Origin of the sequence: Lacipirellula sp., from assembly GCF_965279485.1 — a bacterium.
Taxonomy (GTDB): Bacteria; Planctomycetota; Planctomycetia; order Pirellulales; family Lacipirellulaceae; genus Lacipirellula.
Map to the genome: position 1 here is coordinate 993,210 of NZ_CBDIIC010000002.1, position 26,991 is coordinate 1,020,200.

Here is a 26,991-nt window from a genome sequence, read left to right on the forward strand (position 1 = left end):
ACGTCCCATGAATAAATCGATCTCTCGCCAACGCCCGTCGCATGGCTTCACATTGGTCGAACTACTGGTGGTGATCGCCATCATCGGCGTACTGGTCTCGCTGCTCTTGCCGGCCGTGCAAGCGGCGCGTGAAGCAGCGCGACGGACACAGTGCACCAACAACGTCAAACAGTTAGGCCTCGGGCTGTTAAACTACCACGATTCTCGCAAACGCTATCCGTTTGCCGTGACCTACGAACCCGACAATATCAAGAATAAAGGCGGAATGGCGGGCATCGGCAGAAACCCGCTCTACGGGCCCAATTGGATTATCGAAATCTTACCGTTCACGGAGCAGCAAGCGCTTTACAAACGCTTTGATCTCACGCAGGCAATCTCGGCTGATATCAATCGTGAGCCGCGCGCCACGGTCGTCGCCGCGCTTGTCTGCCCCAGCGACCCCAACGCGGCTCAGGCGTTCACCGCCACCCCCGAACAAGGGAGCGACAACTGGGCGCGGGGCAACTACGGCGCGATGTCGTCGTTGATTCACATGCAATCGGGCAACTTCTCCTACAACAAAGAGAAGTCGGCCGTCACCATGATGTTCTGGGACGGCAAACCTTGGACTCGCGGCGTCATGGGGGGGAACATCGCATTGTCGATGCGGCAAGTCGAGGACGGCACCTCCAACACGATCGTCATGGCGGAGGTGCGAGCCGGCGTCACGCCGTCCGATCGCCGTGGCATTTGGGCCATGGGCGGCGCCGGCGCGAGCAGCTTCTGGGGCCATGCCACGGACGATTGCATCGGTCCGAACTCTTGCTTGGCCGGCGCCGACAACATCTGGGGTTTTAGCAATGTCGTCGCCGAGTTGGGCGGCGCCGCTGCAGCGGATGGCACGCTGCTCCCCGATTGCATGCCGGCTGGCGATGGTCCGAGCAATCAAGCCACCCCGCGCAGCGCTCACGCTAACGGCGTCATGGCTGGCATGGGCGACGGCAGCGTGGTGTTCATTTCTAACTCAATCTCAACCCACGCAGGCAGCTCGTTCAATTGGATTTTCGAGGAGGACGATGCGTACCTCCGCTATGGCGCTTGGGAGAAGCTGACCTGCGCCCAAGACGGCGGGGTCGTCAATCGCAACGAGTTCTAAAAGAGCTAGCAGCTAGAATTGGCGCCCCGACGCTTGTTGTGGCGATCGCCGGCAGCGTTAAGAATTGAACGCATCGCCGTGCGAAGGCGCGACAACGCATCGTATGGCTCGGTTGATGACTCCACCCGATGAGGCGGCGACGCATGACGTTCAATGCTTGGCGCGGACTTCTCGCCATTGGCGTGCTGCAGGCAGCGTTCGCTCTCTCACCGACGCCAGCCCGCGCGATCACGCCCGATAATCCCGGCGCCGCCGACGTGCGGCTCACGGTCAACTCGCTCGCCAAGCCTCCTCGGCCGATCTCGCCCTACATCTACGGCATGAACTTCTTCGCCGGCTCGTCGCTCAGCAATCCGGTAACCGTCGACCGGCTCGGCGGTAATCGCTGGACAGGCTACAACTGGGAAACCAACGCGTCGAACGCAGGCAGCGATTGGTATCACCAGAGCGACAATTTTCTCACCAACGGTCAAAGCAACACGGCGCCCGGCTATGCGGTGCTTGGCTCGTTGCAGTCGGCGGCTGCGAACGACAGGGCCCTCATCGTCACCGTGCCGACCGCCGGCTACGCCGCTGCCGACGCCTCGGGGCAAACGGTCACCGAGGCGCAAGCCGCTCCTTCGTCGCGTTGGAAGGAAGTCGTTCCGCAAAAAACGACGAAGTATCCCGGCGCATCGCTGTCGCTCACGCCGAACAAAACCGATGGCTATGTCTTCACCGACGAATTTGTGAACTGGGTCGAGAAAACGAAGCAGCCGGGGCAGGAAGTCTTCTACAGCCTCGACAACGAGCCCGGCTTGTGGAACAGCACGCACGCGCGTCTCCACCCGAGCCAACCAACGTTCGCTGAACTCCGCGACAAGACAATCGCCCACGCGGCAGCGATCAAGAACGTGAATCCCAACGCCAAAGTCTTCGGCGGCGTCGGCTACGGCTGGCAAGACTTTGTCCAGTTGCAAGACGCTGGCGACCGCGTGACCTCGCCCTCGCATCCCGGCGGCGACGAATCGGGCGAACTCCATTTCTACGAGTGGCTGCTCAAGGAAACTGCCGCGGCCGAAGCGGCGCAAGGCCGCAAGCTGATGGACGTGCTCGATCTCCACTGGTATCCGGAAGCTACCGGCGGCGGCGTTCGCATCGTCGAGAACAACAATTCGCCGGCGGTCGTCGCGGCACGCGTCCAGGCGCCGCGCTCGCTGTGGGATCCAACGTACGTCGAAACGAGTTGGATCAGCCAATGGGGCACATGGAGCGGCAGCCCCGGCAACCCGGGCCCGATTAAACTGCTGCCGCGCGTCCAGCGCGACATCAACGACTTCAACCCCGGCACGCGAATCGGCATCACCGAGTACAATTACGGCGGCACCAATCACATCTCCGGCGGAATCGCGCAAGCCGACGCGCTCGGCGTGTTCGGCGTGCAGGGCGTCTTCGCGGCAACCTTTTGGAGCCTGCATGGCGACAGCCAATCGCAGTACGCCGCCGGGGCGTTCAATATGTACCTCAACTACGACGGCAATGGCGGCAGCTTTGGCGACGAGTCGATCACCGCGGCAACGACCTCGCTCGATCAGTCCTCGGTGTACGCCAGTCTGGATTCGGAAGATCCGAACCGCATGGTGCTCGTCGCGATCAACCGCACCGCCGCAGCGAAGACGACGGCGCTGGAAGTGACGCACGACCAACGGTTCGATCTCGCCGAGGTTTACCAACTCACCTCCGCGAGTGCGACGCCGCAGCGGGTCGCCGACATTCCGATCGAGCTGGTAAACGCGTTCCTCTACACGATGCCCGCCTACAGCGTCTCGACGATCGTGCTACGCAGCGGGGCCGACGGCGATTTCAATCTCGATGGCGTCGTCGACGGCGACGACCTATCTGTTTGGAAAACTGGCTACGGCATGCCGACGGGCGCCACGTTCCGCGATGGCGACAACGACCGCGATGGCGACGTCGACGGCGCGGACCTCCTCGCTTGGCAGCGGGCCGCCTCAGGCAACAGCACTGCGAATACGCAAGCCGCCGTTCCCGAACCAAGTTGCATCGCGCTGTCGCTCAGCGCGCTCGGTTTGCTCAACCAGCGGGGGCGAAAACCAGCAGCACGCGCGGCAACACGGTGAGCGTTAGCTCGCGCTCGCCTTCTTCCGGCCGCAACCATGGCTCGCCGTCGACGTGCGCCGCAAGCGGCAAGTCGCTCTCGACGGTCATGCTCGCGAACTCGCCTTGCTCGGCCCACGCGCTGGCCGCACGTTCTCGACCGAGCGAACGGTAGATCTCCCACAGCATCCGCAAACGAGTCGCGGGGCGGGCCACCAAATAATCGAACCGTCCGTCGTCGATCTTTGCATCGGGCATGAGGTAAAACTTTCCGCCTGAGCGGCAGCCGTTGCTGATCGACAGAATCGCCGACTCGCGCGTGTGCCGTTGGCCGTCAACCGTCAGTTGTAGCCGTGCGATTGGCGGACGGCGGACAAGCGTTTGCAGCGCCGCGCGCAAGTACAATCCTGAACCACGCGGCCAAGTGAGCCGATGGCTCGCGAGATTGATCTCGCCTTCGAGCAAGGCGCCCAGGTTGTTGATCGAGTACCGTCGCCGCCCCGTGGCCGTCTCGACGAGCGCTGCGTCAACGGCGCGGGTGAGGCCGCCGGCCAGCAGTTCAACATTTCGCGATAAGTTTTTTTCGATCCCCAGCGCAAACGCAAAGTCGTTTCCCGAGCCGGCGGGAATCACCCCCAGCGGCGGCCGCGTTGCCGCGTCAATCGCCAGCAGGCCGTTCGCCACTTCGTGAACCGTACCGTCGCCTCCAATGGCCACGACGCCGTCGCATCCCGCTGCCGCGGCTTGCTGCGCAAGCTCGATAGCCTCGCCGCGGCAAGTCGTTTTCAGGAGTTGTAACTCCACGCGACCGGCAAGGGCCTGCTGCATTTGCTCCGCGAGCAAGGCTGTGCGGCCGCGATCGGACTGCGGGTTCAAGATGGCGGTGAGACGACGCATGCGGCTAGTATCGGCAAGCAACGTCGACTTTGGAAGCGTGAAACGCTGCTCAGCCCTTGCGACTCAACCCGCGAACGAATCGACCGCCCGACTCGTAAACGGGTCCCAAGCCGCGGACGCGCACCAGCTTGACAATCGCTTGCCGAAGCTCCAATCCCGCGATCGAAAAATCGAGGGCGTAGTATGGCGCCCGCAAGTATTGCGTGTGAATCAATCCGATGCCGTCATGCGAGACGTTAGTCGTCGTCATGCGAATTGGCTTCCCAGTAACGCGGAAGTCTTCTCCCAGCGGCACGGCCACGACCGGCGCAACCGCGGCGTATCGCTTGTAGCGTCGACGCTCCACTCCTTTAAACTCGCGGGAGGTCAGCATGCGAACCAGTCGCTGCAAATGCTCGGGCGGCGTCGAATCCACCGGCTCCTCAGGCGCATTCCCCAAGTTAGCGATTAGTCCATCTTCCACGGCAAGTAAGCCGACTCCGCTGTAGTCAGCGTAGTTATCGGGATCGAAACTGGCGTAGACGACGGCGCCGCAGCTTTGGCAATACCAAGCCTGCGCATTCGACCGCGGCGTCGGCGCACGGTACGCGTGCCATGTCCCACAGCCGGCGCAGTTCGCGTGTCCCAACACGTCGGCAGCTTCAATTTGTTGATCATTAGCCGCCGCGGTTCCAATCAGCGCACTCGACACGGCCTTCGTTGCCGGCCATTCGATGACCGCCTCTTCAACGCCTTGCCCTAGCAACGATTGCAGCTGGCCCGCATCGAGCTGAGCCCCCTTCTCTAGTAACTTTTCGCGTCGACCGTCGTACAACGACGCTGCGAGAACGCTGCCAGGGGCAATATCCTCAAGCCGAACTTTGCGATAGGCAACCATTACCATTTCCTTTGTGCCGATGCGAAGGAAGTTTCGCGCGTGGATTAGTCGGCGGAACGAGACTTTTGACGAGGCTGCACAAACTTATGCCACTGATTCCGCCTGCGAAGCATCTCTGCGGGTAAACGCATCAACCTGTCACAGATCTGCGCACGGTTACAGGGAAGCAAACACTACATTCGCGCCTACCCGTACGATCGTCATGATGCGACCCGTCGCCGCAGTGGCCTTAAGGACGCTGCCACGTCGAACGGCGAGCTCCGCTGACCTATGCATGCTCGGTTCCGCTGCCAATCTCAAGAAACGGTGAGATTCACCGCCTGTCGGAGTGTCGCAAAAACACAACTCACGCGGGTTGTCGCCCTAACGGGCTTGGCCGACAATCGAGTTTCTATCATCTCTCATCGTTCACCCAGGCAGACCCCTCCGATGAAGCTCATACCGCTACCTTTTCGTCATTTCTCTACCTGCAGTTCGAGGCTCTTCGCCGCCGCTGTGGCCTGCACGCTGCTAGCCGCCTCGGTCGCCGCGGCCGGCGAACGCTGGTCGGCCGAGAAGGCCAATGAGTGGTACGGCAAGCAGCCGTGGCTCGTCGGCTGCAACTTCTCGCCGAACACCGCCATCAACCAACTCGAAATGTGGCAAGCGGATACGTTCGATCCCGAAACGATTGACCGCGAGCTCGGCTGGGCCGCGTCAGTCGGCATGAACACGGTCCGCGTCTTCCTGCACGACGTGCCGTACCACGACGACGCCGAGGGTTTCTTCAAGCGCATTGATCAGTTCCTCGACATCTGCGCGAAGCACAAGATTCGCCCGATGGTCGTCCTATTCGATGGCGTCTGGGATCCAGATCCCCAATCCGGCCCGCAGCGCCGCCCGCGGCTCGGCGTCCACAACAGCGGCTGGGTTCAAGGCCCGGGCCGCGTGATCCTTGCTGATCCCAAAAAGCAAGACGCGCTGAAGGGTTACGTCACCGCCGTAATCAAGCGCTACGGCCAGGACGAACGCGTCCTCGCGTGGGATCTGTTCAATGAACCCGACAATCCCAACTCGAACAGCTACGGCCCGCTCGAACTGAAGAATAAGGATGAGGTCGCCGAGCGTCTCGTCCGTAAGAGTTTTGAATGGGCCCGCGAAGTGAATCCGTCGCAGCCGTTGACGGTCGGCGTCTGGCGCGGGCCGGAATGGGACGCGCACGATAAGCTGAACCTGGTCCACAAGGCGGCGCTTGAACTGAGCGACGTCATTTCGTTCCACAACTACGACGGTCCCGAGATTCTCAACGGCCGCATCGCTCAACTTCGCAAGACCGGCCGCCCGCTGATCTGCACCGAGTTCCTCGCCCGCGGCAACGGCAGCACCTGGGAAGCAGTGTTGCCAATTTTCAAGAAAGAGAAGATTGGCTGCTACTGCTGGGGCCTCGTCGACGGCAAGACGAACACGAAGTACCCGTGGCCGACGTGGGCGATGCCCGAACTGGGCGAACCGAAGCCTTGGCATCACGAAATCTTCCACACCGACGGCAAGCCCTACAGCGAAGCCGAAGTGAAGTTCATCAAGGAATTGACTGGAGCGAAGTAGCGATCTTCAACCGCTGCCTATTTGCAGCCAAGAATAGAAAATCGGCGAACGAGCCGGCGGAGGAGCCTTTCCTCCGCCGGCTTTTTTCGTGGCTGCTCGATTGGCCAATCGAGAGCGCTGGAGCCGCCAAGCGCCGACAGTCGCCGTCGACTACGATGAGGCACGGCCGCCGCGCGCGGCAAACTCCTCATCAGGCGACCGGTGCATGAATTTCAAAAGCCTCGGCCTCTCGCTCCACCCGATTCTTCTCACCGTTGAGTTGCTGATCGCATGCAGCATTGGCGAGCCAGCCAATGCTGACGAATCCGCGACGGAGCAGGGCAGGGGCCTCGCGCTTTGGTACGATGCGCCGGCGGAGCGTTGGACCGAAGCGCTCCCCATCGGCAACGGCCGACTTGGCGCCATGGTCTTCGGTGGTATCGCCGAGGAACGGCTTCAGCTTAACGAAGACACGCTCTGGACCGGCGGCCCCCATTGCTACGATCATCCCGGCGCGGCGGAGACGCTACCAGAACTGCGAAAGCTGCTCTTCGCCGGCCGCCAGCGGGAAGCCGAAGCCTTGGCGATGGAGCGATTCATGTCGCTCCCGCTCCGCCAACGCGCTTACCAACCGCTCAGCGACCTCAAACTCACGTTTCCCGGCCATTCGCAAGCCGTGAACTACCGCCGTCAGCTCAACCTCGACGCCGCGATCGCCAAGACGGAGTACGAAGTCGACAGCGTCCGCTATCGCCGTGAGATTTTCGCCAGCCACCCGGCTCGGGCGATCGTCGTGAATCTCGCCTGCAACCGCGCTGGCCGTTTGGCGTTTACTGCTGCGCTCGACAGCCCGCAAACCGATCTCGATTTCAGCGAGGTGCGTGTTGAAGCCTCTTCCAAGCCAAGTCTCCGCCTAACTGGCCGCGTCCGCAATCAAATCGATCAAACAGGCGCGCCCGTTCCTGGCGAAATGAAGTTCGCTGCGAACTTGACGCTCCTCGAAACTGATGGCGACGTCGCGATTAGCGCTCGAGCGTTCCGCATCTTCCACGCGACGCACGCCACGCTGCTCGTCACCGCCGCGACGAACTTCGTCAATTTCCAAGACATTTCCGCTGATCCGATCAATCGCAGCGAGCAAGACGCCGAACAGGCGTCGCGTCACTCGTTCGAAACGCTCCGTCGCGATCATCTCGCCGATTACCAACCACTGTTCCGCCGCGTGGCGCTGCAACTCGGCCCGCCGGCCGGCGACGCGGTGCTGCCTACAGATCAGCGAATCTTGAATTGCGCCAGCGACCACGATCCGCGACTCGCCGCACTCCTCTTTCAGTATGGCCGCTACCTGCTCATCGCCTGCAGCCGTCCTGGCGATCAACCGGCCAACCTGCAAGGCCTCTGGAACGACCAACTGAAACCGTCGTGGGATAGCAAGCACACAACAAACATCAATTTTGAAATGAACTACTGGCTCGCGGAGATCGCGAACTTGCCAGAGTGCGCCGAACCGCTTTTCGCGGCAGTCGACGACCTAGCCGTCAGTGGCGCCCGCACCGCACATACCCACTACGCCGCCGATGGCTGGGTCGTCCACCACAATTTTGATTTGTGGCGCGGCACGGCGCCGATCAACAACTCGACGCACGGCATCTGGCCAACCGGAGGCGCTTGGCTTTGCCATCATCTGTGGGAACACTACCTCTACACAGGCGACGAAACGTTTCTCCGCGAACGCGCTTATCCGCTGATGCATGGCGCCGCCGAATTCTTCGCCGACTACCTCGTCGAAGATCCGCGCCCCCCAGACCATTATCTCATTAGCGGCCCGAGCAACTCGCCAGAGCAAGGGGGACTCGTCATGGGTCCGACGATGGATCATCAACTCATTCGCGATCTGCTGGCGAACGCAATCACAGCGGCGGCGATCGTTGGTGACGAGCGGCCGGAAATTGCGGAATGGCAAAAAATGCGGCGCCGACTCGCCCCTAACCGCATCGGCCGTCACGGTCAGTTACAAGAATGGCTCCAAGACATCGACGACCCGCACAGTGATCACCGCCACGTCTCCCACCTCTGGGGGCTCTACCCCGGCAGCGAAATCACGGTGGAGACGCCCGAGTTGCTGCATGCCGCGCAGAAGTCTCTAGAATTTCGCGGCGACGAAGGTACGGGCTGGTCGCGAGCCTGGAAAATCAACTTCTGGGCGCGGCTCCGCAACGGCGATCGTGCATGGCAAGTGCTCAACGGCCTGCTCACGCTCACCGATTCGCCCAAAACGACGAACCGCGGCGGCGGCGTCTACCCGAACCTTTTCGACGCCCACCCGCCGTTTCAGATTGACGGCAACTTCGGCGCGGCGGCCGGCATGGCCGAGATGCTCCTGCAGTCGCATCTCAGGGGTCCGGATGGCGCCGCGATCATCGAACTTCTTCCAGCGCTGCCCGCCGCTTGGAGCGAAGGCGAAGTCGCCGGCTTCCGCGCACGCGGTGGCTTCGAACTCTCCTTTGCATGGAAACGCGGAAAGCTCGCGCGGGCGACCGTCAAATCTTTGCTCGGCAAACCGCTCACGATTCGCTGCGGCAACCACTCGCTCTCGCTTCCAACGAAAATCGGCGCCGAGTATGAACTCGACGCCGATCTTTAGTTGAGTGCCGCGAGCAAGGAATAACCTCGAATTCAAGGTTGCTCGTTCGCGACTAACGTTGCCGCCGCCGCAGTGCCAACCCTCCGACGCCAAGCAGCGCCAATGCCGCGGCCTCGGGTTCAGGCACCGCAGAAATCGCTGCGGCAACGCTGATCGTCCCCGTCGTCAGCAGTTGCGAGGTATTCCACGCGCGTCCGCCGCCGAGCGCCGGCAAGCTGAGCGTGAACGTCCCCGTTGCGGTCGTGAAGTCAAGAATGTCGAACGAGTTGCCGACTGACGGCGAGAAGCCGTTGATGAAGTCGATGTCGAGCGTCCCCCCCGCGGCCAGCGTGCCGCTCAAGCTCAACTTGTCGTACTGCCCAGCCGTGGCGCCGCCAAGCTCGAATAGCGCCGTCGAACCCGCATTGAACGTCCCATTGCCGTTCACCGTCAGCGTGCCGGCGCCGGTCGTCCCTGGATTGACGACGCCGCTCACCGTGAGCGCGCCGCTTGTCGTGCCGGTTCCACCAAGCGTTGCCCCTGCAGCAACCGTGTACGCCCCGCCTCCAGTATGCGTGCCGTTGACGAGCAGCTTGCCGCCGGCGACGCTCGTCGTACCGGTGTACGTGTTGGCGCCGCTGACCACCCAAACGCCGCCGCCGGTCTTCTCCAGATTGACGACGCCTCCCTTCGCAGAGTTCGTAATCGCCGATGCGAGCGTGTTGTCGTTCGCGTTGACGCCGGCCAGCGTGAGTGTCCGCGGCGTCGTGCCGAACACAATCCGCGTATTGCTCTTCAAGCGGAACCCGTAGCTCGCGCTGAGCCCCAGCGTGCGGCCGTCGTCGCTGATGCCGGTGATCGTCGTGGCTGCTGGGATTAGCGGAGCCGTCAACGGCGGGGCTCCAATACCGCCGGCATCCGGATCGGTCGCCGTCATCCCGACGATGATGTCGCTGCTGTCGGCGACATCGTAGATGCCGGTCGGGTCGCGGGTGAAGTCGTCGAGCGTGCCGTTGCGATCTTCCGCATCGTCGCGACCAAGCGTTCCGACGTTCGAGAAGACGACCGCCCCCGCCCCCGAGGAATCGATCGTCGCGCCGCCGGTGCCGATGGTGAAAAGACGATTCGTCGAGTCGCCTGTGCCGACGTACTTCAGCGTGCTCCCTTGAATAAACAGATTCGACGCATCGCTCGTCGCCGAGCCGATACTGCTCGCAACGCCGCCGTTGGAAAGCTTATCCGCCACGAGCGTCGGCGCGACTTCCTTATAATAGGTTGAACCGACCGAGAGATTGCTGTTGCTTGAATCCACCGCCGCTTGAGCTTCGGAAGTCGTCGTGTACTTCGTCAGGATCGTCGTTGAGCCGGTGTAGGTGTTGTCGCCTAGCAGCTGCACCGTGCCGCCATTACGAACTTCGAGGCTATTGCCGCCGGTAAGCTGCGCGTTCGGCAGCGTCAGCGTTCCGGCGCCGCCGCCGAGGTGGTACCTGCTGTTCGCAGGCGTAATCGAGCCGGTAAACGTCAAGCCACTCTCCGGTGCGGCGACAGTCATATTCGCGGCGTTCGCGAGCACGCCGGTGAAATCGAGCGTTGCCGACGCGTCGCTCGCCGCCAGCATCAGGCCGCCGCGACTTGTCGGATCGATCTTCGCCATGAACGCCGCGTTGTTCGCGACGCCCGTATCGACGCCCACGGCGCCGCCGCGGGCGACGATCAACCCCGCGCCGACGTTGAGCGAGTCGTTGTTCGCGAAGTGGAGATTGCCCATGTCGACGATTTCGGAACCGCCGTGCGAGTTGCTCCCCGCCGCAACGTTGATCACCAGCACGCCGCTGCCAGTCTTCCGCACACCGCGATTTTGCCCCGAGTTCATCGGGTCAGGGTGAATGCTGCCCGTGATCACCGTCTTCCCAGTGCCGTCGAACACGAAGCGACGTTCGATATCTGGTTCGTCGTTCTCCCAAATATCGAGCCTACCCGCGACAGTGAACGTCTTGCCGGCCGGCAGCAAATTGATGATGCCGCGATTGTTCGTTTGCGTAATGTTGCCCGCCCAGGTGAGCGAATGGTCGCCTTTGATCGTCTGCCATTGGGCGACGATCATGTTGTTCGAAATCACCCGCGCATCGTCGGTCGAGAGCAGGTTGTAGCCGAACTGGTTCGCCGGCCCCGCCTGCCGATAACTGGAAAGCGAGTCATCGCTCGGATCGTTCGGCAGCGCTCCCGGATTGCGCCCCAACGCGTTGTTGTGGCCGAGCACCAGATTGCCACGTCCCGCGCGAACGCTGCCGGCGTACGTGTTGTTTCCGTTGAGTTCCACTGTCGACAGCGGCAGCCGCGCGCCGTTGCCTTGCCCGCCGATCACCAGATCGCCCGAGCCGCTCATCACGCCGTTGACAATCAGCTTGCCTTGCGAACGATCGCTGTCGTTGATCTTGAAATCGATCGCCGTCAGTGCGTCGGAATTGTTGATAGCCAATCCGCCGTTGAGCGTCACCGTCACCTCCGGCGCTACAATCCGCAACGCGGAATTGCTGACGCCCGCGGCGCTGGGATCGCCGGTGTAGCTTAGGCCGCCGTTGATCGTCAGATTTCGCGTGCCGGCAATCTCCAACTGCTCGTTGTCGAGAAAAACGTTCGCGTCGATCACATTGTTCGAGCCGGCCACGCCCTTCGTTTCGACGAAGGCCGTCCCCGCCGTGAACATTTCCGAACCGAGCCCAAACTGATTTTTCCAGATCGTGAGATCGGCCGCCTCGACGATCGTGTTCGCGTCGGCGTCGCCCTTGTTGTTATTGCTTTGCGCCGTCGTCCCTAGATTGCGTTGCCAGATCAGAAAATCGAGGCCGTTTACGTAGGAGTCGCCATTGAAATCGGCGTTGCCGACGAGCGCCGGCGGCACGAAGGAATTGCGGAAGGTGAGCGTTCCGCCAGAAACCTGCGTCGTCACCGCCGCCGACGAGCCGCCAATGTTGAGCCCGGCGACCGTAACGCCCGCGCCCGTGTTGACGTTCACGTTCGCCGCCAGCGCCTGCGACAAGTTCGCCGTGTGGAGCGGGTCGTTCGGAAAGTTCGCCGTCTGCCAGTTTCCGTTGAGTTGCCAAGTTTGGGCGCCGGTCTTCGCTGGGCTCCAAGCGAACTCAGTCAGCGGGCTCTGCGCGAACGCCGTCGCCGGAATCGCCGCTGCCGCCGCGGTCGCGGCCCACGTGGAAAATCGCCTCACTCTGCTCATGGTCGCTCAATCCTTCTCCATTGCAGTGCGTCGCACGCCGTGCGAGCAGCCTGGTGCAGGGGCTGGAGGCGCCGTCCAGCGCGCAGCCGATAACTCGATTGATTGCCAGTCGTCAGTACGAACGATGAAAAGATCAGCGCCATCGCCGATAGCGAGAGCGCAAAAAGCGAGCGGCCGAGCGACCGCGGAACACCCCGCGGTCGCTCGTTGCTTCTCTTACAGTCGAGGGAATGGCTCGTTCGCCGCTCGCCTAGCGACGGCGAACCGCCAGCATTCCCAAAGCGCCTAATCCGAGGAGCGCGAAGCTCGCCGGCTCCGGCACGATGAGCAACTGCGGCGAGAAGGGCGAGTAGCCGTTCGCGTCGGTCGCGTTGCTCGCTCCCGACCATGGACTGCCGAGCGGGTTGCTCGGGTTCGTCGTGTCGGAGTCGTAACCGGTGTCGACGGTGAGCGTCGTCATTTCCTTCGGGTTGAACAGGTAGTTGAAGTTCTTCCAGTCGTTGATTGGCACCTTGCCGTCGTGGACGATGCCCGCGACGATCGTGACGGTCGTCTTTCCCTTGGTCAACGCACTCGCGATGAACTGGTCGAGGGCGAGGCTGTCGAACAGCATCTCACCGCCGACCGGCAAACGGTTCTGCGTCCCCAGGGCGCCAAACAGCTCGACGCCCAGCGGAATCAGCGGTTGCACGAGCGGGCCGGCCCCGTCGGGATCGACCGTGTCATAATCCTTCGTGCCGTTGTTGAAGTCAGGCGTCAACCCCGGCGCCGTCAGATAGGTAATGCCGCTTTCGGTCCAGGTGTTCCCGGCATGATCGGGGTGGAGCCCGTAAAACGCGATGCCCGTCCGGTTTGCCGGATTAGGGGTGGCCGTATCGGCAATGCGATTAGGCGTGAGATTCGTGTTGCGGTAAGTAAGCCGCACCGCCGTCTTCTTCGAGCCGAGCAGCGGCTGACCGGTCAAATCAAACTTCAAGTAAATGAAGCTATTTCGGTCGTTGCCGTCGTTCGCATTCCCCAACGGCCAATTGTCGACGATACGGGTAGCGAGCTCGTTGCTCGTCCCGCGGTTCGTGGTCGGCGTCTCTTCGCGAACTTCGGCGTCGGCGCCGACGCCGAAACTTGTCGGGATGACTGCGGCCTGCGTCGAAGACGCGATACCGACCAACGCCCCGCACGCGAGGCAAGAGGCGAACCATCGCTGCAACTTCATTAGACAATTCCTCCAAGCACCAGTAAGGCAGACGCACCGAACGCTCAGTTCACCGCGCCGCAAGATCAGACGAATGAGAAGAAACGAAAAGCTTTGCGGGTTAGCGACGTCCGGCGTTCAGCCGCATCGCCCACCGCCTTCAAACGAATCACAACTCTTTTATCTTTTGAACCGGCGGATTAGGCAATCGCTCTCACGCCTAGTCTCGAGCTGGTTCAAAAATCGCCGGCGTCAGCGTTACAGGAGGGCATCGTAGCGAAATGGAAGCATTTCGTCGTCGACCCCCTAGAAAACGCAAACGCTTGACGATTGCAGGCTGGACTCGGATCGATCGCATGCTGCAAACAACCCTCTGCCATCCACGAGTTCCATTGTCATTGAAATCCGTCTGAAATGACTAGACAAACCGGAAATCGCCCATTCGCATGCTGGGAAAACGGGTTTTCGCGTTGGCGACGCATTGACGCGCACACCGCAACGAGTTGACTCGGCATTCGCCGAGAAATCCCGCGCGCCGGCGATCACAACGCCCCCTTCAGTTGCGTTCTGGCGGAACTTGCCTGCGTCAACCAGTACTACGATGCAACGTAGCGGCGAGATACGATGCAGGCGTGGCAACGAAATCTTCGTCGCCGCCTCATCAGTTCTGAATCGTTTGCTTTTCCTGATTCATTCTTCGACTGGAGCCTTCAGCACCAGTCGACAACCGCACGCAGAGGTACCGTTACCGTCGCGGCCAGTCGCACAGCGACCCCGACGACGGCTGATTGCCTGACCGCTTCGCACCTTGCTCTCCCAGCTTCTTCTCGAAGGAACAGTACGGTGACCGCAACGACTCCCCGCCGTCCGCGATTGATCGGTTTCACGCTCGTCGAGCTGTTGGTGGTGATCGCCATTATCGGCGTATTGGTGGCGCTGCTGCTGCCGGCAGTGCAAGCCGCGCGTGAGTCCGCACGCAACTCGCAGTGCAAGAATAGCCTGAAGCAAATCGGGCTGGCGATGCTCAACTTCGAGAGCGCCAAGAAGGAATTTCCCTCTGGCGGCTGGGGCTTCCGCTGGATGGGCGATCCCGACGCCGGCACCGGGCCACGTCAACCGGGCGGATGGATCTACCAAGTGGCGCCTTACATCGAGCAGGCAGGCGTCACGCACATTGGCAGTGGGACGAAAGGGCAAATCAAGTACGACGCACTAGCCGCTCAGCGCGCCGCCATCGTTCCCATGTTCTACTGCCCGAGCCGGCGTCCTCCGAACGCCTTGCCATCCGTTGAAATGTGCTTCAACGCAGGCAATCCCGCAACTGAAGCGCGTACCGACTATGCAGCTAACGGCGGCGCCAGATACGTCTCCACGGCTGCAGGGCCTCCTCCTAACGCGGACTACACCGATTGTGCAGTCGGATTTCCGAACTGCGCTTGGACGCAATCAAACGATACGATCAACGCCTTCACCGGCGTCGTCACGGCACGGTTAGGAGCGAAGCTTCGTCAGTTTTCGGACGGGGCTTCCAACACCTTTATGGTGGGCGAAAAATACGTTCCGGAAGCCTTCTATGAAAACGTCTCCTACCGGTCAATTACCGTCGGCTCGGCAAACGCCGGTGACGACAACCCCGGCGACAACAGCTCGATGTATCAAGGCTACGACCAAGACACGGTGCGGTGGCCGAGCGGCGAAATCGACAACAACGGCATCGCCAGCGGGAACCTTCCTCTGCGCGACTCTCAGTTCGGAGCCAACTCGCAGACCTACGCTCCCGGTGGGCACCAAAGCATGGGCAGCCCACACGCCGGCGGCGTTAATCTCGTCTACGCAGATGGCTCCGTACATGCCATCTCTTTCGATGTCGGCCCGCTCGTTTGGAATGGCCTCGCCGATCGACAAGATGGAAATGTCGCTCAATAACTGGAGTTTGCGTTTGGTTCTGAGTAGGAAGACAAACTCCATTGCGTAGCGTCACTCTCCATCGAAGCAGCGCGGCAATCGCCGCGCTGCTTTTTTCGCTCCGGTGCGTCCCTTTAACGCCTGCCGCGGACACGCCATCCTCTCTGCGTAACGCCAAAGCGGCAGTCTATCTTGCAGAGTTCAACGTTGCTGACGCGGCGCCAGAGACAATCAATCTCATTCCCAACGAAGAAGCCGCCGCGTGGATTGCCATCAACGCCTCCGCCTTTGAATGCCCTTCGCCGCAGATCGAAAAAATCTACTATTTCCGCTGGTGGACCTACCGCAAACACATCCACCCGACGCCCCACGGCCGCGTCCTCACCGAGTTCCTCCTTCCAGTCAGCCACGCCGGGCCGCACAACACCATCTCGTGCGCCCTCGGCCACCACATCGCCGAAGGACGTTGGCTGCGCGATCAGGCGCTGCTCGATGAGTACATCCGCTTCTGGCTCCGCTCCGGCGAGAATGGCGTTCCGCCCCCGCACTTCCACCAATTCAGTAGTTGGCTTGCAAGCGCCGTGTGGGATCGCTACCTCGTCACGGGCGATCGCGCCGGCACGATCGACTTGCTCGATGATCTCGTCGCCGATTACCGCCAGTGGGAAGCAGAGCGCCAGCGCCCAGACGGCCTCTTCTGGCAATACGACGTTCGAGATGGTATGGAAGAATCAATCAGCGGCGGTCGCCGCGTCGAGAACATCCGCCCGACAATCAATGCCTACATGGCCGCCAACGCCCGCGCAATCGCGGCCATCGCCGAGCTAGCGGGTAATCCGGAACTCGCCGCAGAATTTACAGCGAAGGCAAACTCCCTCCAAGAAAAACTTCTCGCCGCGCTGTGGGACGAGGAAGCCCAATTCTTCAAAGTCCGCCGCCCCGACGGCTCGCTCAGCGACGCCCGCGAAGCGATCGGCTTTCTCCCGTTCACCTTTAGTCTTGCGCAACGCAAACACCTCGCCGCGTGGCGACAGCTGAACGATTCCGAAGGCTTTCGAGCCCCCTGGGGTCTCACCACCGCCGAACAGCGTCACCCACAGTTCCGCACGCACGGCACGGGAACCTGCGAATGGGACGGCGCCGTTTGGCCCTTCGCCACCAGCCAAACGCTAGGCGGCCTCGCAAACGTCCTCCGTGGCCCGCCGCAGCCCTACGTCACCCGCCGCGATTTTCTCGAGCAGATGGAAACCTACGCCCGCGCGCACGAGCGCGACGGCAAACCGTACATCGGCGAGTACCACGACGAGCAAACCGGCGCGTGGCTCATCACCGGCCCAAAGGCCGAACGAAGCCGACACTACAACCACTCAACGTTCAACGATCTGGTGATCACCGGCTTGGTCGGACTCGTCCCCCGCGCCGACGAGATCATCGAAGTCGACCCGCTCTTGCCCCCCGATGCGTGGGATTGGTTCCGCATCGAAAGCATCCCCTACCACGGCCGCCGTTTGACGATCGTCTGGGACCGCGACGGCACGCGCTATCACGAAGGGGCAGGACTGGCGATCTGGATCGACGGCCGCGAAGCCGCGCGATCGCCGACGCTAACACGACTCACCGCCCAGTTGCACGAGGAAGACGAACAGCGTTGATTGGCGGTCGCGAGATCGCTCCGCTATGCTGTCTCTCGGTCTCGCCGTCAGTCCTTCTTCGCTGCGGAATTCTCCTCATGCTTGCACTGCGATCCACCAGCTTGCTTCTTTTGGTGCTCCTCTCGCTGGGCGTCGCTCAGAATCTTCGCGCCGCCGATCTCGCCGCCCAGCCCGGTCTCGTCAGTTCCGAATTCATCTACGAATTCGCTCCATTCCCCTCCTGCCACGCCTCGACGCTCGTCGAAACGGGCGACGGACTGCTCGGCGCGTGGTTCGGCGGCACCTACGAACGCCACCCCGACGTCGCGATTTACACGTCGCGTTTCAAAGACGGCAAGTGGTCAGCGCCTGTCGAAGTCGCCAACGGCGTCGAATCTGCCGAGGTACGCTATCCCACATGGAACCCCGTCCTCTTCCAACCGAAGTCAGGGCCGCTCTGCCTTTACTACAAAGCAGGCCCCAGCCCCTCGACCTGGTGGGGGATGCGGATGACCTCGACCGACGACGGCCGCACCTGGTCGAAACCCGAGCGACTCCCCGACGGCATCTTTGGTCCCATCAAAAACAAGCCGGTGCAACTTGCGAGCGGCGACCTCCTCGCCCCCACGAGCAGCGAGCACGACGGCTGGCGCGTCCACTTCGAACGCTCCACCGACGGCGGCCAAACGTGGACCGCCAGCGACGCGGTGAACGACGGCAAAGAGTTCGCCGCCATTCAGCCCAGCGTATTGTTCCACCCGAAGGGCCGGCTCCAAGCCGTCGGCCGCACGAAGGAAGACGGCGTCTTCACCATCTGGTCAGACGACGACGGCAAAACGTGGAGCCCTATGGAAGCCACCGGCCTGCCGAACCCCAACTCCGGCACCGACGCCGTGACGCTCGCCGACGGCCGGCAACTACTCGTCTATAACCACAACTCGGTGCATGGCGACGCCGGTCGTACGCCGCTCAACGTCGCGCTCTCCGACGATGGCGTGCACTGGTCCGCCGCGCTAGTGCTCGAAGACGATCCGACGCGGCACTTCTCTTACCCGGCGGTCATCCAAACGGCCGACGGCAAAGTCCACATCAGCTACACGTGGAACCGCGAACGGATCAAGCATGTCGTCGTCGATCCTGGAAAGCTTGCTGTCGCGCCAATCGTCAACGGCGAGTGGCCGAAATAACAGGAAACGGATCGAACACATCGTCGAGCGGCGCCTCGCATTGGACCATTTAAGCGAAAGCACGAAGCTACGCTACGAAATTGCGTATTCCGACGTGGTTTTTGGCCACTCGACGCTGGCGAAAAAAGCGGAATAAATCCGCCGAATCGGCCCAAAAGGCTCGCTTGCCGCGCGTCTCAAATCGCGGGCATTTCGCTGCCTCCTAACGCCGTCGTACGGTTGGTCGTGCCCCGCCTTTCTACTAGGATGGATTGAACACGCACGTCCAATCCCCATGGCGGCCTCCGATCCATGACGTTTCTTCGGCTCCGATTCTTCCCCCTGCTCGCGGCGTTGCTTGCCGCCGGCTCGTCGTTCGCTGCGATCGCCCACAGCGCCGAGGTCGACTTCGCCCACGAAGTAATCCCGCTGCTGCAAAAGCATTGCGCCAGCTGCCACACCAACGGCACGTACAAAGGCGGGATGTCGCTCGACACCCGCGAGTCGTTGCTCGACTCCGGCATGGTCGAACCTGGCGATAGCTCGGCGAGCTACTTGATCGACCTCGTCACCAGCGACGATCCCAAAATGCAGATGCCCCCCAAGGGCGAACGGCTCAACGCAGACGAAATCGCGGTTCTGCGTCGCTGGATCGACGCCGAACTCCCTTGGGAAGAAGGCTTCACCTTCAAAGCCGAAACCTACGACGCTCCCCTCAAGCCGCGGCGCCCTGAGCTCCCCTCGTCCGTCGCCGGCGTCGACAATCCACTCGATCGCATCATTTACGCCTATTGGAAGGAACACGGCCTCCCAGTGCCCGCGCCTCTCAGCGACGCCGAGTTCTACCGCCGTGCGAGTCTCGACCTCGTCGGCCTGCTCCCCAGCGCGGAAGCGGTCGACGCCTTCGTCGCCGACAAGTCGCCCGACAAGCGAGCCGTCCTCGTCCGGCAACTCCTCGACGACGAAGTCGCCTATGCCGACCACTGGCTCACCTTCTGGAACGATCTCCTCCGCAACGACTACGCCGGCACCGGCTACATCGACGGCGGACGTTCGCAAATCACCGGCTGGCTTTACAACGCCCTGCTCAACAACAAACCCTACGACGACTTCGTCCGCGAGCTGATCTCTCCCACGGAAGAGTCTGAAGGCTTTGCCAAGGGCATCATCTGGCGCGGGCAAGTGAACGCCAGCCAGCGGCCTGAACTACAGTTCGCCCAAAACGTCGGCCAGGTCTTTCTCGGCGTCAATCTGAAGTGCGCTTCTTGCCACGACAGCTTTGTCGACAACTGGAAGCTCACCGACTCCTATGGCCTCGCGGCGATCACCAGCAACGAGCAGCTCGAAATCCACCGCTGCGACAAGCCGACCGGCGAGATGGCGAAGGCTTACTTCCTCTTCCCGGAACTTGGCGCCATCGACGGCAGTGCCACGCGGGAGAAGCGGCTTGAGCAACTCGCCGGCCTGATGACCGCCCCCGACAACGGCCGCCTGACGCGCACGATCGTGAACCGCCTCTGGCACCGCCTGATGGGTCGCGGCATCGTCCACCCCGTCGATTCGATGGGCGCCCGCCCGTGGAACGAAGATCTGCTCGATCAGCTTGCCATCCAGCTCTCCGACTCGGGCTACGACCTCAAGAAAACACTGGAACTGATCGCCACTTCGCAAGTCTACGGCCTGAAGAGCGCTCCGTGGGACGAATCGGCCCCAGTGGAGGACTACATCTTCGCCGGCCCCGCGCCGAAGCGGATGACGGCCGAGCAATTCGTCGACGCCCTCGCCGAGGTCGGCGGCGTATCACCGGCAAAGTCCGAGGACGACGCCATCTTCGTCGAAACTGTTAAGCAACTTAGCGGGGCAGGAGAGCGACCATTCATCCGCGCCTCGCTGATCCAATCGACGCCGCTGATGCGGACCCTCGGCCGCCCCAACCGCGAGCAAGTCGTCACCACCCGCCCCGGCGAAGTGACGACCCTCGAAGCCCTCGAACTGAGCAACGGCGAACCTCTCTCCGATCTGCTTGCAGCCAGCGGTCAAAAGCTCGCGGCAACCTACGCCAACCTCTCGGCCGCCGAAATCAGCCGCTCGCTCGTTCGCGCCGCATTGTCTCGCGAGCCGACCGACGAAGAATTGCAATTGCTGGTCGAAACCGCCGGCGAATCGCCGACGCCCGACACCCTCGCCGACGTGCTGTGGTGCATCGTCATGCTCCCCGAATTCCAATTGGTTCGTTAAACGATTTCGCCTTCGCTATGAATCAAAAACAACTCGATCGCCGCAGCTTCCTCCAAGCTACCTCCGCCGCCGCCATCGCCACGATGGGCATGTCGGCGCCGCGGCTCGCGCTCGGCAGCGCCGGCGAGCAACTCGTCCAGCCAATCCCCAAGGCCGACGCCTGCATCCTGCTGTGGATGGCCGGCGGCATGGCGGCGCCCGACACGTTCGACCCGAAGGCGTACCTGCCGTTCGAAAAGGGCCTGCCGGTCGAACGTGTCCTCAGCACCTTCCCGGCGATCGACACGGCGGTCGACAACATCAAGATCACCGCCGGCCTCGAAAACATCGCTAAGGTGATGGATCGCGGCACGCTGATTCGCTCGCACGTGCAACCCGACCTCGGCCACATCCTCCATAGCCGCCACCAGTACCACTGGCACACGGGCTACGTGCCGCCGCAGACGGTCGCCGCCCCGCACATCGGTAGCTGGATGGCCCGCGTCCTCGGCGCCCGCAACCCGGTGATGCCGGCGTTCGTCGACGTCGGTCAGCGCCTTGAAGGCGTCGGCGAGAAAGAAGAACTGAAGGCCTTTCACACCGCCGGCTTCTTCGGCGGCGAATACGGCCCCTTCCTGCTCCCCTACCCGCAAGACGCCGTTGGCGCCGTCCGCCCGCCGAAGGGGATGACGCCCGATCGTTTCGAAGCCCGCTACAAACACTTCCGCGAACTCGCCCTCCGCGGCGCGCTCGGTAAGCATGGCAGCGATCATCAGCAAGAGTCGATGATCCGCGCCATGGAAAACGCCCATCGCCTGCTCAGCTCGCCCGATCGCGTCGCGTTCGATCTCTCCGACGAACCGAAACGAAGCTACGACCTATACAACAACGGCCGCTTCGGTCTCGGCTGCCTGCTAGCACGCCGGCTCGTCGAAGCCGGCACGCGGTTCGTCGAAGTGACCACCGAATACGTCCCGTTCGAAGGCTGGGACACGCACGAGGAAGGCCACTCGCGGCTCGTGAAGATGAAGGAGTCAATCGACCGCCCCATCGCTCAGCTAATTCTCGACCTCGAAGAGCGCGGCATGCTCGACCGCACACTGGTGATCGTTGCTAGCGAATTCAGCCGCGACATGATGATCGAAGGCGTCCCCGGCAGCACCGCGAAGGACCAGTCGCGAGCCAAGAGCGACACGCTCGAACAACCGGCTCACTACGGCCTCCACCGTCACTTCACCGGCGGCAGCAGCTGCCTCCTCTTCGGCGGCGGCTTTAAGAAAGGCTTCCTCTACGGCGAGACGGCCGCCGAGCGTCCTTGCCTCGCCATCAAGAACCCCGTCTCCGTCACCGATCTTCACGCCACCATCTTCCAAGCAATGGGCATCTCGCCGAAGACCGAGTTCACCATCGAGAAGCGCCCCTTCTACGCCACGGAAGACGGCAAAGGCCAGGTCGTCGAAGAACTCTTCGCGTGAGCGGGCGAACTCGATTGCATTCAGACAGGATAACAGGATTGCTTAGATCAACAGGATCTCTGCACTCCTATTCGTCATCGAAACGCAAGTTGCTTGCTCGCCGAATAATCGGTGGCGAGCGACTTCAATCCTGTCGATCTCCTACCCATCCTGTGATCCTGTCCAGTCTTAACTAACCGGCAGCCACTCACCCCATCCTGCGCGGCTTCACCAAACCACCGCACTCACGCCCTCGCCGGCCCGTAAATTGCAGGAATTTCAGGCTCGACGCCGTGAAACAGCGAAGATATCCATTGTTTTGACGCTGCAGACCAGTTATCGTCCCGGCGCACGGATCCCTTTATTTCTCCCGGCCGCCCGTTTGCGGCCCTGATTGCAGGAACGAGACCTTGGCGAAACTCCTCCCGATTGGCAGCCTGCTGGCCCTCGCGCTTACATGTCTACTTCCGTCGCTGGCAACGGCGGCGGTCCCCAGCGACACCATCATGTCGTCAGCGACCAAAGGCTTCGCCTCCGTCGCCAACGCCAAGCAGCTCGAGGCCAACTGGAACAAAACCCAGATGGGCCACCTCGTCAAAGACGAGGCCATGCAGCCGTTCGTCGCCGACATGAAACGGCAAATCGAACGCAAACTCTCCGACACCCGCACCAAGCTCGCGCTCACCGTCGAGGATCTCCGCGACGTCGCCACTGGCGAAATTGGCCTCGGCCTGGTCGCTCAGGAATCAACTCGCGCCGCCGTGGCCATTACGGTCGACGTCACGGGCAACGCCCCGGCTGCCCAAACGCTGCTCGGCAAGATCGACCAAGAGCTCGCCCGTCGCAAGGCAAAGCGCTCCGACGTCACCGTCGGCGGCGTGAAGATGGCCGTCTACGCCATCCCCCCGCAACACGAGAAAGACATCGCGCGCGAAGCGGTCTTCTTCATCAATCAGGATTTGCTCTGCGCCACCGACAGCCGCGCCGAGGCCGAGGCGATGGTTTCCCGTTTCGGCGGCAAAGGCCAGTCGCTCGCCAGTGTCAAACCCTACACGACCACCATGGGTCGCTGTGCCGCCGAGGCCGACGACCTCGTCCCCGAAATCCGCTGGTACGTCGAACCCTTCGGCTACGCCAAGGCGAGCCGCTCGCTTGCCCCCGGCGAAGAGCTAGCGAAGCAAGGCAAAGACTACGTCAACATCCTCGAGAACCAAGGCTTCGACGCCATCCAAGGCATGGGCGGGTTCGTCAATCTCGCCGCTTATGGTTCGTTCGAAGTCCTGCACCGCACTTCGGTCTACGCCCCGGCGGTAACGACCGACCCCACGAAGTACAAGCTCGCGATGCGGATCATGCAATTCCCCAACGCCGAGAAAATGCCGCCCGAGCCGTGGATTCCGCGTTCGCTCGCCAGCTACCGCACCTTCAACATGGACATGCAGAACGCCTACCAGTACTTCGGCACGCTCTTCGATGCGATCGCCGGCTACGAAGACGCGTTCAAAGACGTGATCGAAGGCCTCGAAAAAGACCCGTACGGCCCGCAAGTGGTCGTCGAGAAAGATTTCGTTAGCCATCTCGGCCAGCGCGTCTCGCTCTTCACCGACTACGAACTGCCGATCACGACCAAAAGCGAACGCTTCATGTTCATGATCGAACTGAAGGACGAAGCGGCCGTCGCCGCGACGGTCGAGAAGTTCATGAAGGCCGATCCGAACGCTCAACAAAAAGAATTCCAAGGCAAGGTCGTCTGGGAGATCAAACCCGCTCAGGAAGAAATCCCGGAGCTGGAAATCGACCTGGAACCGGCCGGTGAAGAAGTCGACGTCGTCGAAGACGGGAGCCTGAAGCCAGGCGCGATGAGCACCTCCGCCGTCTGCGTTACCGATGGCCACCTGCTGGTCGCGTCGCATCTTTCCTTCCTGGAGAAGATGCTGGCCGCCAAGGCCGCTGGCGACAAGCTCAGCGACGCCGCTGATTTCCGCGAAGTCGAAGTGACGCTTAACCAGTTACTACCCGGCGCCGTGGCCGCGCGCTGCTTCCGTCGCACCGACGAAGCCTATCGCCCGACTTACGAGTTGCTCCGTCAGGGAAAGATGCCCGAATCGGAAACGCTGCTCGGTCGTCTGCTGAACCGCCTCCTCACCTCGCCTGAAGATGAAGAGGTCGGCGCTCTGCGGAAGCAAAAGATCGACGGCCGCCAACTGCCGCCGTTCGAAATGGTCCGCCGCTACTTCAGCCCAGCCGGCATCGTCGTCCGCTCGCTCGACGACGGCTGGTTCGTCGTCGGCGCCACGCTCACCAAGCAAGGCGCCGTCGCCAAGCTCGGCGAAGCGAGCACCGGAGAAGGCGCTCAAGTCCGCTAAGTGCGAACTGCACGGCTTACTGCAAAACAAAAGCTCCCTGGCGCTGTCAGGGAGCTTTTTTGTTTGGATCCGTTCGCCGCAATTCTAGCCCCGGGCTCCGCCCGGGGGTCGGCAACCATTCCGGTACACATCGCCGCACGTTGCGTTACCCCACCCCCGGGCGGAGCCCGGGGCTAGAAACGATGCAACCGTATCGCCGATCACCGCGGCACCACCATTTTCGCCCAAAACGGCCGCTGCCGATCGCCCCGCGTCCGTACATCTTCGAGCAACACCGACGCGCTCGGCTTAATGCCCCCTTCAGGGTCAGGCAGTTTCCGATTGTTCAACGTCAGCCGCATCGGTTTGCTGAAGTCGACGTAGTCGGGGCTCAGCCACAGCGTCACGCCATACCCGCGGGCGTCGGCCGTTAGACGGTTATATTCGTTGTCTGGCGTGATCCGCCCCTTGATGTGCGCCGGCGTCACGCGACCTCCCGACCAATCGGTCGGGTAGATCATGAACTGGTTCTCCAGTTCATCGACCTCGATCCACCAAAAGAAGTTGTCCCACGGCCGCAGCGCGCCGCAATCGAACTTCGCCGGCGGCCCGCCACGCTTCTTGAAGCTCATCCAATCGAACATGTTCAAAATTTCATCGTGGAACGGCTCATGTCCGCGCCCCTGATACTCGGCGAGCGTCGTATCAAACCGCTTCAGCCGCAGATACTTGTTCCAAACCTGCGCGTTCTCGGCAATCGTCCGGCCGTCCAGCTGCCCGGCGACGAAGTAGAGCGGAATGTACTCGGCATTCTCCCAAGTGTGGGCAATGTATTTCTGGTCGTTCTCGTACCGCGGAATGATCGGAATCGCTCCCGCCCACATGTCAGGATGCGACTGCCCCATATCCCACGCCGCTTCGCCGCCAATGTCGTGCCCCGTCAGATAAATGCGGTCGGTATCGATGCTGAACCGTCGCATCGCATCGCGCAGCGACGTCAGCACCGCGAGATGTTCGCGGCCCGAATACTCGTAGTCGTACTGGTGCGGCTTCTGCCACTCGACCGCGATCGTGATGTACCCATGCCGCATCGCCTGGCCGCGGCGCACCCCCTCGGCGCTACCCTCGACCGGTAGCGGACTCCCAGCCCAAAAGTCGAGTTCCTGCTCCGGCGTGTTGTACGAACCGTTCAGCACCAGCAGCGTCGGGTAGCGGCGATACGGGTCGTACTCCGGCGGCAACTGGACGTGGTAGGTGAAGTCGCCATCCTCGGTCTGCCCCGGAGCCAGCAGCGTGAGAAACGCCCCAGCCGCATTCTTCGCGTACTCAACGTCATGCCACGGCGGTTTCATCCGCGCGATTAACTTCGCCAACTGATCGACGGAAGAGCCTTCGGTGCTTTCGATGTTCTGCAAAATCGGCCCGCGATCAGCCGCATTTGGCTCCCGCAGGTACCGCACCACGCCGTCGCGCAGCTTGATCAGCGCCAGCGCCGTCTGCACTTCTTGCTTGGCCCCCTCCGCTCCCAGCAACCAGCCAGTAATCGCCAGTGAGGACTTCTCCTCAGCCGTGAGCGAGTTGTCGTCGCTCAACTGGACGAACGGGGCCATCCGATCAACCGTGTTGTTGCTTAGCTCTTTGACAATCTCCTCGGCAATCGGCGCCATGATGCCCCGTTGATCGGGATCCTGCATCTTCGCCACCGTCGCTTGCAGCATCTCGCCGATCTGCTTAATCCGCCGCTGCTCCTGCTCGTAGCTGGTCATCATTTCACGGACTTGAATCAGCGTATCGCCCGAGACTTCCTCAGCAGGAAAGATCTCCAGCATGCCGCCGACAAGCTTATGCTGACCAGCGCTCCGCCGCAGGTTGAGTTCGGTCAACATCTGCTTGGCGCCGCTGCGCCGCAGTTCGCCGACCATCGACTGCAAGTCTTTCTTCTCAGGAAACTCCTCAATGATCCGTTCCAGCTCGCGACGGGCTTCAGGAAAGCGCCCCGCCTGCTGGTAGAAGCGCACCGCCTGCAGCCGAGCTTGCCAATCGTTCTGCGGAATCGCCTGGGCGATAATCCGCGCGAGCGTGTCCGGCGGAATTGAAGATGTCGCCATACTCGACTCCCACGCCACCGACCGCTCGGGCCCATGCAGCGATGCTAACTTCACGTAGCGCGGGGTCAGCTCGGTGATGCCCTGCACGATCGACAGCGGGCCGTCGATCGACTGCATCTCATAAATCCGCCGGCCATACTCGTCGAACGGCGTGATCGCGATCGCCGGCCCGACGGCGCCCAGCTTCGACGCCCCCTCAGCCGGATGCTGCCAAGGCTTGATCGTGAGCAACTGCTCCGGCGCCTGATCGATGATGCCGTTCTCATTAACGCGATGCGCACAGACAAACGTCCGCCGCAAACCGTCGTCGACCACCAGAATCTGCTTCGTCGCGACAGCGCCCGCTTGGCTTGTCGGCTTCTCGGGATTGTCAGCCACCCCGGTTGTCCGTGCGACGACGCCGCTCAGCACGCGGCCATCCATCAGTTGCACCTTCTGGGCGTGGCTTAGTGCTGCGCCGCCGGCGAGCAACGTCGCCGCCCCCGCCACGGCTGCGAAGAGTCGGGAAACATATCGGCAAACTGGCTGGCGAACGTGCATGCTTCCATT

15 protein-coding genes are annotated in these 26,991 nt (G+C 62.0%); 10 read left to right on the top strand and 5 right to left on the bottom strand.

The genetic code is table 11. The features are described 5' to 3' along the window. Window positions 1-7: 7 nt before the first annotated feature. On the top strand, window positions 8-1,135 hold the full coding sequence (locus tag ACQY7R_RS11555; RefSeq protein WP_428305753.1) for a DUF1559 domain-containing protein: 1,128 nt from the start codon (window positions 8-10) through the stop codon (window positions 1,133-1,135). 143 nt (window positions 1,136-1,278) lie between these two features. After that, window positions 1,279-3,255, top strand: coding sequence for a glycoside hydrolase family 44 protein (locus ACQY7R_RS11560; RefSeq protein ID WP_428305754.1), 1,977 nt, complete (start codon window positions 1,279-1,281; stop codon window positions 3,253-3,255). Here ACQY7R_RS11560 and ACQY7R_RS11565 read toward each other — a convergent pair. Next, window positions 3,209-4,129, bottom strand: a complete 921-nt coding sequence (locus ACQY7R_RS11565; protein ID WP_428305755.1) for a diacylglycerol/lipid kinase family protein — start codon at window positions 4,127-4,129, stop codon at window positions 3,209-3,211. The genes ACQY7R_RS11560 and ACQY7R_RS11565 overlap by 47 nt on opposite strands. A 49-nt stretch (window positions 4,130-4,178) precedes the next feature. Next, window positions 4,179-5,006 carry a hypothetical protein gene (locus ACQY7R_RS11570; RefSeq protein ID WP_428305756.1) on the bottom strand — a complete coding sequence of 276 codons (828 nt, stop codon included), beginning with the start codon at window positions 5,004-5,006 and terminating at the stop codon, window positions 4,179-4,181. 429 nt (window positions 5,007-5,435) lie between these two features. Between ACQY7R_RS11570 and ACQY7R_RS11575 the strand changes: the two genes are divergently transcribed. Together ACQY7R_RS11575 and ACQY7R_RS11580 are read left to right on the top strand one after the other, a co-directional pair. Next, window positions 5,436-6,590 carry a cellulase family glycosylhydrolase gene (locus ACQY7R_RS11575; RefSeq protein WP_428305757.1) on the top strand — a complete coding sequence of 385 codons (1,155 nt, stop codon included), beginning with the start codon at window positions 5,436-5,438 and terminating at the stop codon, window positions 6,588-6,590. 205 nt (window positions 6,591-6,795) lie between these two features. Further along, on the top strand, window positions 6,796-9,213 hold the full coding sequence (locus ACQY7R_RS11580; protein WP_428305758.1) for a glycoside hydrolase family 95 protein: 2,418 nt from the start codon (window positions 6,796-6,798) through the stop codon (window positions 9,211-9,213). Window positions 9,214-9,265: 52 nt separating this feature from the next. On the opposite strand, the gene ACQY7R_RS11585 is transcribed toward ACQY7R_RS11580, so the two are convergent. Further along, a complete protein-coding gene (locus tag ACQY7R_RS11585) occupies window positions 9,266-12,424 on the bottom strand; it encodes a beta strand repeat-containing protein (RefSeq protein WP_428305759.1) in 3,159 nt (1,052 codons plus the stop codon). 250 nt (window positions 12,425-12,674) lie between these two features. Then, window positions 12,675-13,637 carry a PEP-CTERM sorting domain-containing protein gene (locus ACQY7R_RS11590; RefSeq protein ID WP_428305760.1) on the bottom strand — a complete coding sequence of 321 codons (963 nt, stop codon included), beginning with the start codon at window positions 13,635-13,637 and terminating at the stop codon, window positions 12,675-12,677. 822 nt (window positions 13,638-14,459) lie between these two features. Between ACQY7R_RS11590 and ACQY7R_RS11595 the strand changes: the two genes are divergently transcribed. The 6 genes from ACQY7R_RS11595 to ACQY7R_RS11620 all read left to right on the top strand — a co-directional run bounded on the left by ACQY7R_RS11595 (window position 14,460) and on the right by ACQY7R_RS11620 (window position 24,355). Further along, complete coding sequence (locus tag ACQY7R_RS11595) at window positions 14,460-15,542, top strand: DUF1559 domain-containing protein (protein ID WP_428305761.1); 1,083 nt, start codon at window positions 14,460-14,462, stop codon at window positions 15,540-15,542. Between the two features lie 41 nt (window positions 15,543-15,583). After that, entirely contained in the window at window positions 15,584-17,173 is a 1,590-nt protein-coding gene (locus ACQY7R_RS11600; RefSeq protein WP_428305762.1) for an MGH1-like glycoside hydrolase domain-containing protein, read from the top strand. A gap of 77 nt (window positions 17,174-17,250) precedes the next feature. Beyond that, the gene (locus ACQY7R_RS11605; protein ID WP_428305763.1) at window positions 17,251-18,339 is read left to right on the top strand and encodes a sialidase family protein; all 1,089 of its coding nucleotides are present in this window, start codon (window positions 17,251-17,253) and stop codon (window positions 18,337-18,339) included. Window positions 18,340-18,630: 291 nt separating this feature from the next. Further along, window positions 18,631-20,556: a PSD1 and planctomycete cytochrome C domain-containing protein gene (locus ACQY7R_RS11610; protein WP_428305764.1), complete on the top strand. Its 1,926-nt coding sequence runs from the start codon at window positions 18,631-18,633 to the stop codon at window positions 20,554-20,556. Between the two features lie 17 nt (window positions 20,557-20,573). Beyond that, window positions 20,574-22,010, top strand: coding sequence for a DUF1501 domain-containing protein (locus tag ACQY7R_RS11615; protein WP_428305765.1), 1,437 nt, complete (start codon window positions 20,574-20,576; stop codon window positions 22,008-22,010). Between the two features lie 389 nt (window positions 22,011-22,399). Continuing rightward, complete coding sequence (locus ACQY7R_RS11620) at window positions 22,400-24,355, top strand: hypothetical protein (protein WP_428305766.1); 1,956 nt, start codon at window positions 22,400-22,402, stop codon at window positions 24,353-24,355. Window positions 24,356-24,555: 200 nt separating this feature from the next. Here ACQY7R_RS11620 and ACQY7R_RS11625 read toward each other — a convergent pair whose 3' ends face one another. After that, entirely contained in the window at window positions 24,556-26,982 is a 2,427-nt protein-coding gene (locus ACQY7R_RS11625) for an alpha/beta hydrolase-fold protein (protein WP_428305767.1), read from the bottom strand. Window positions 26,983-26,991 lie beyond the last annotated feature (9 nt).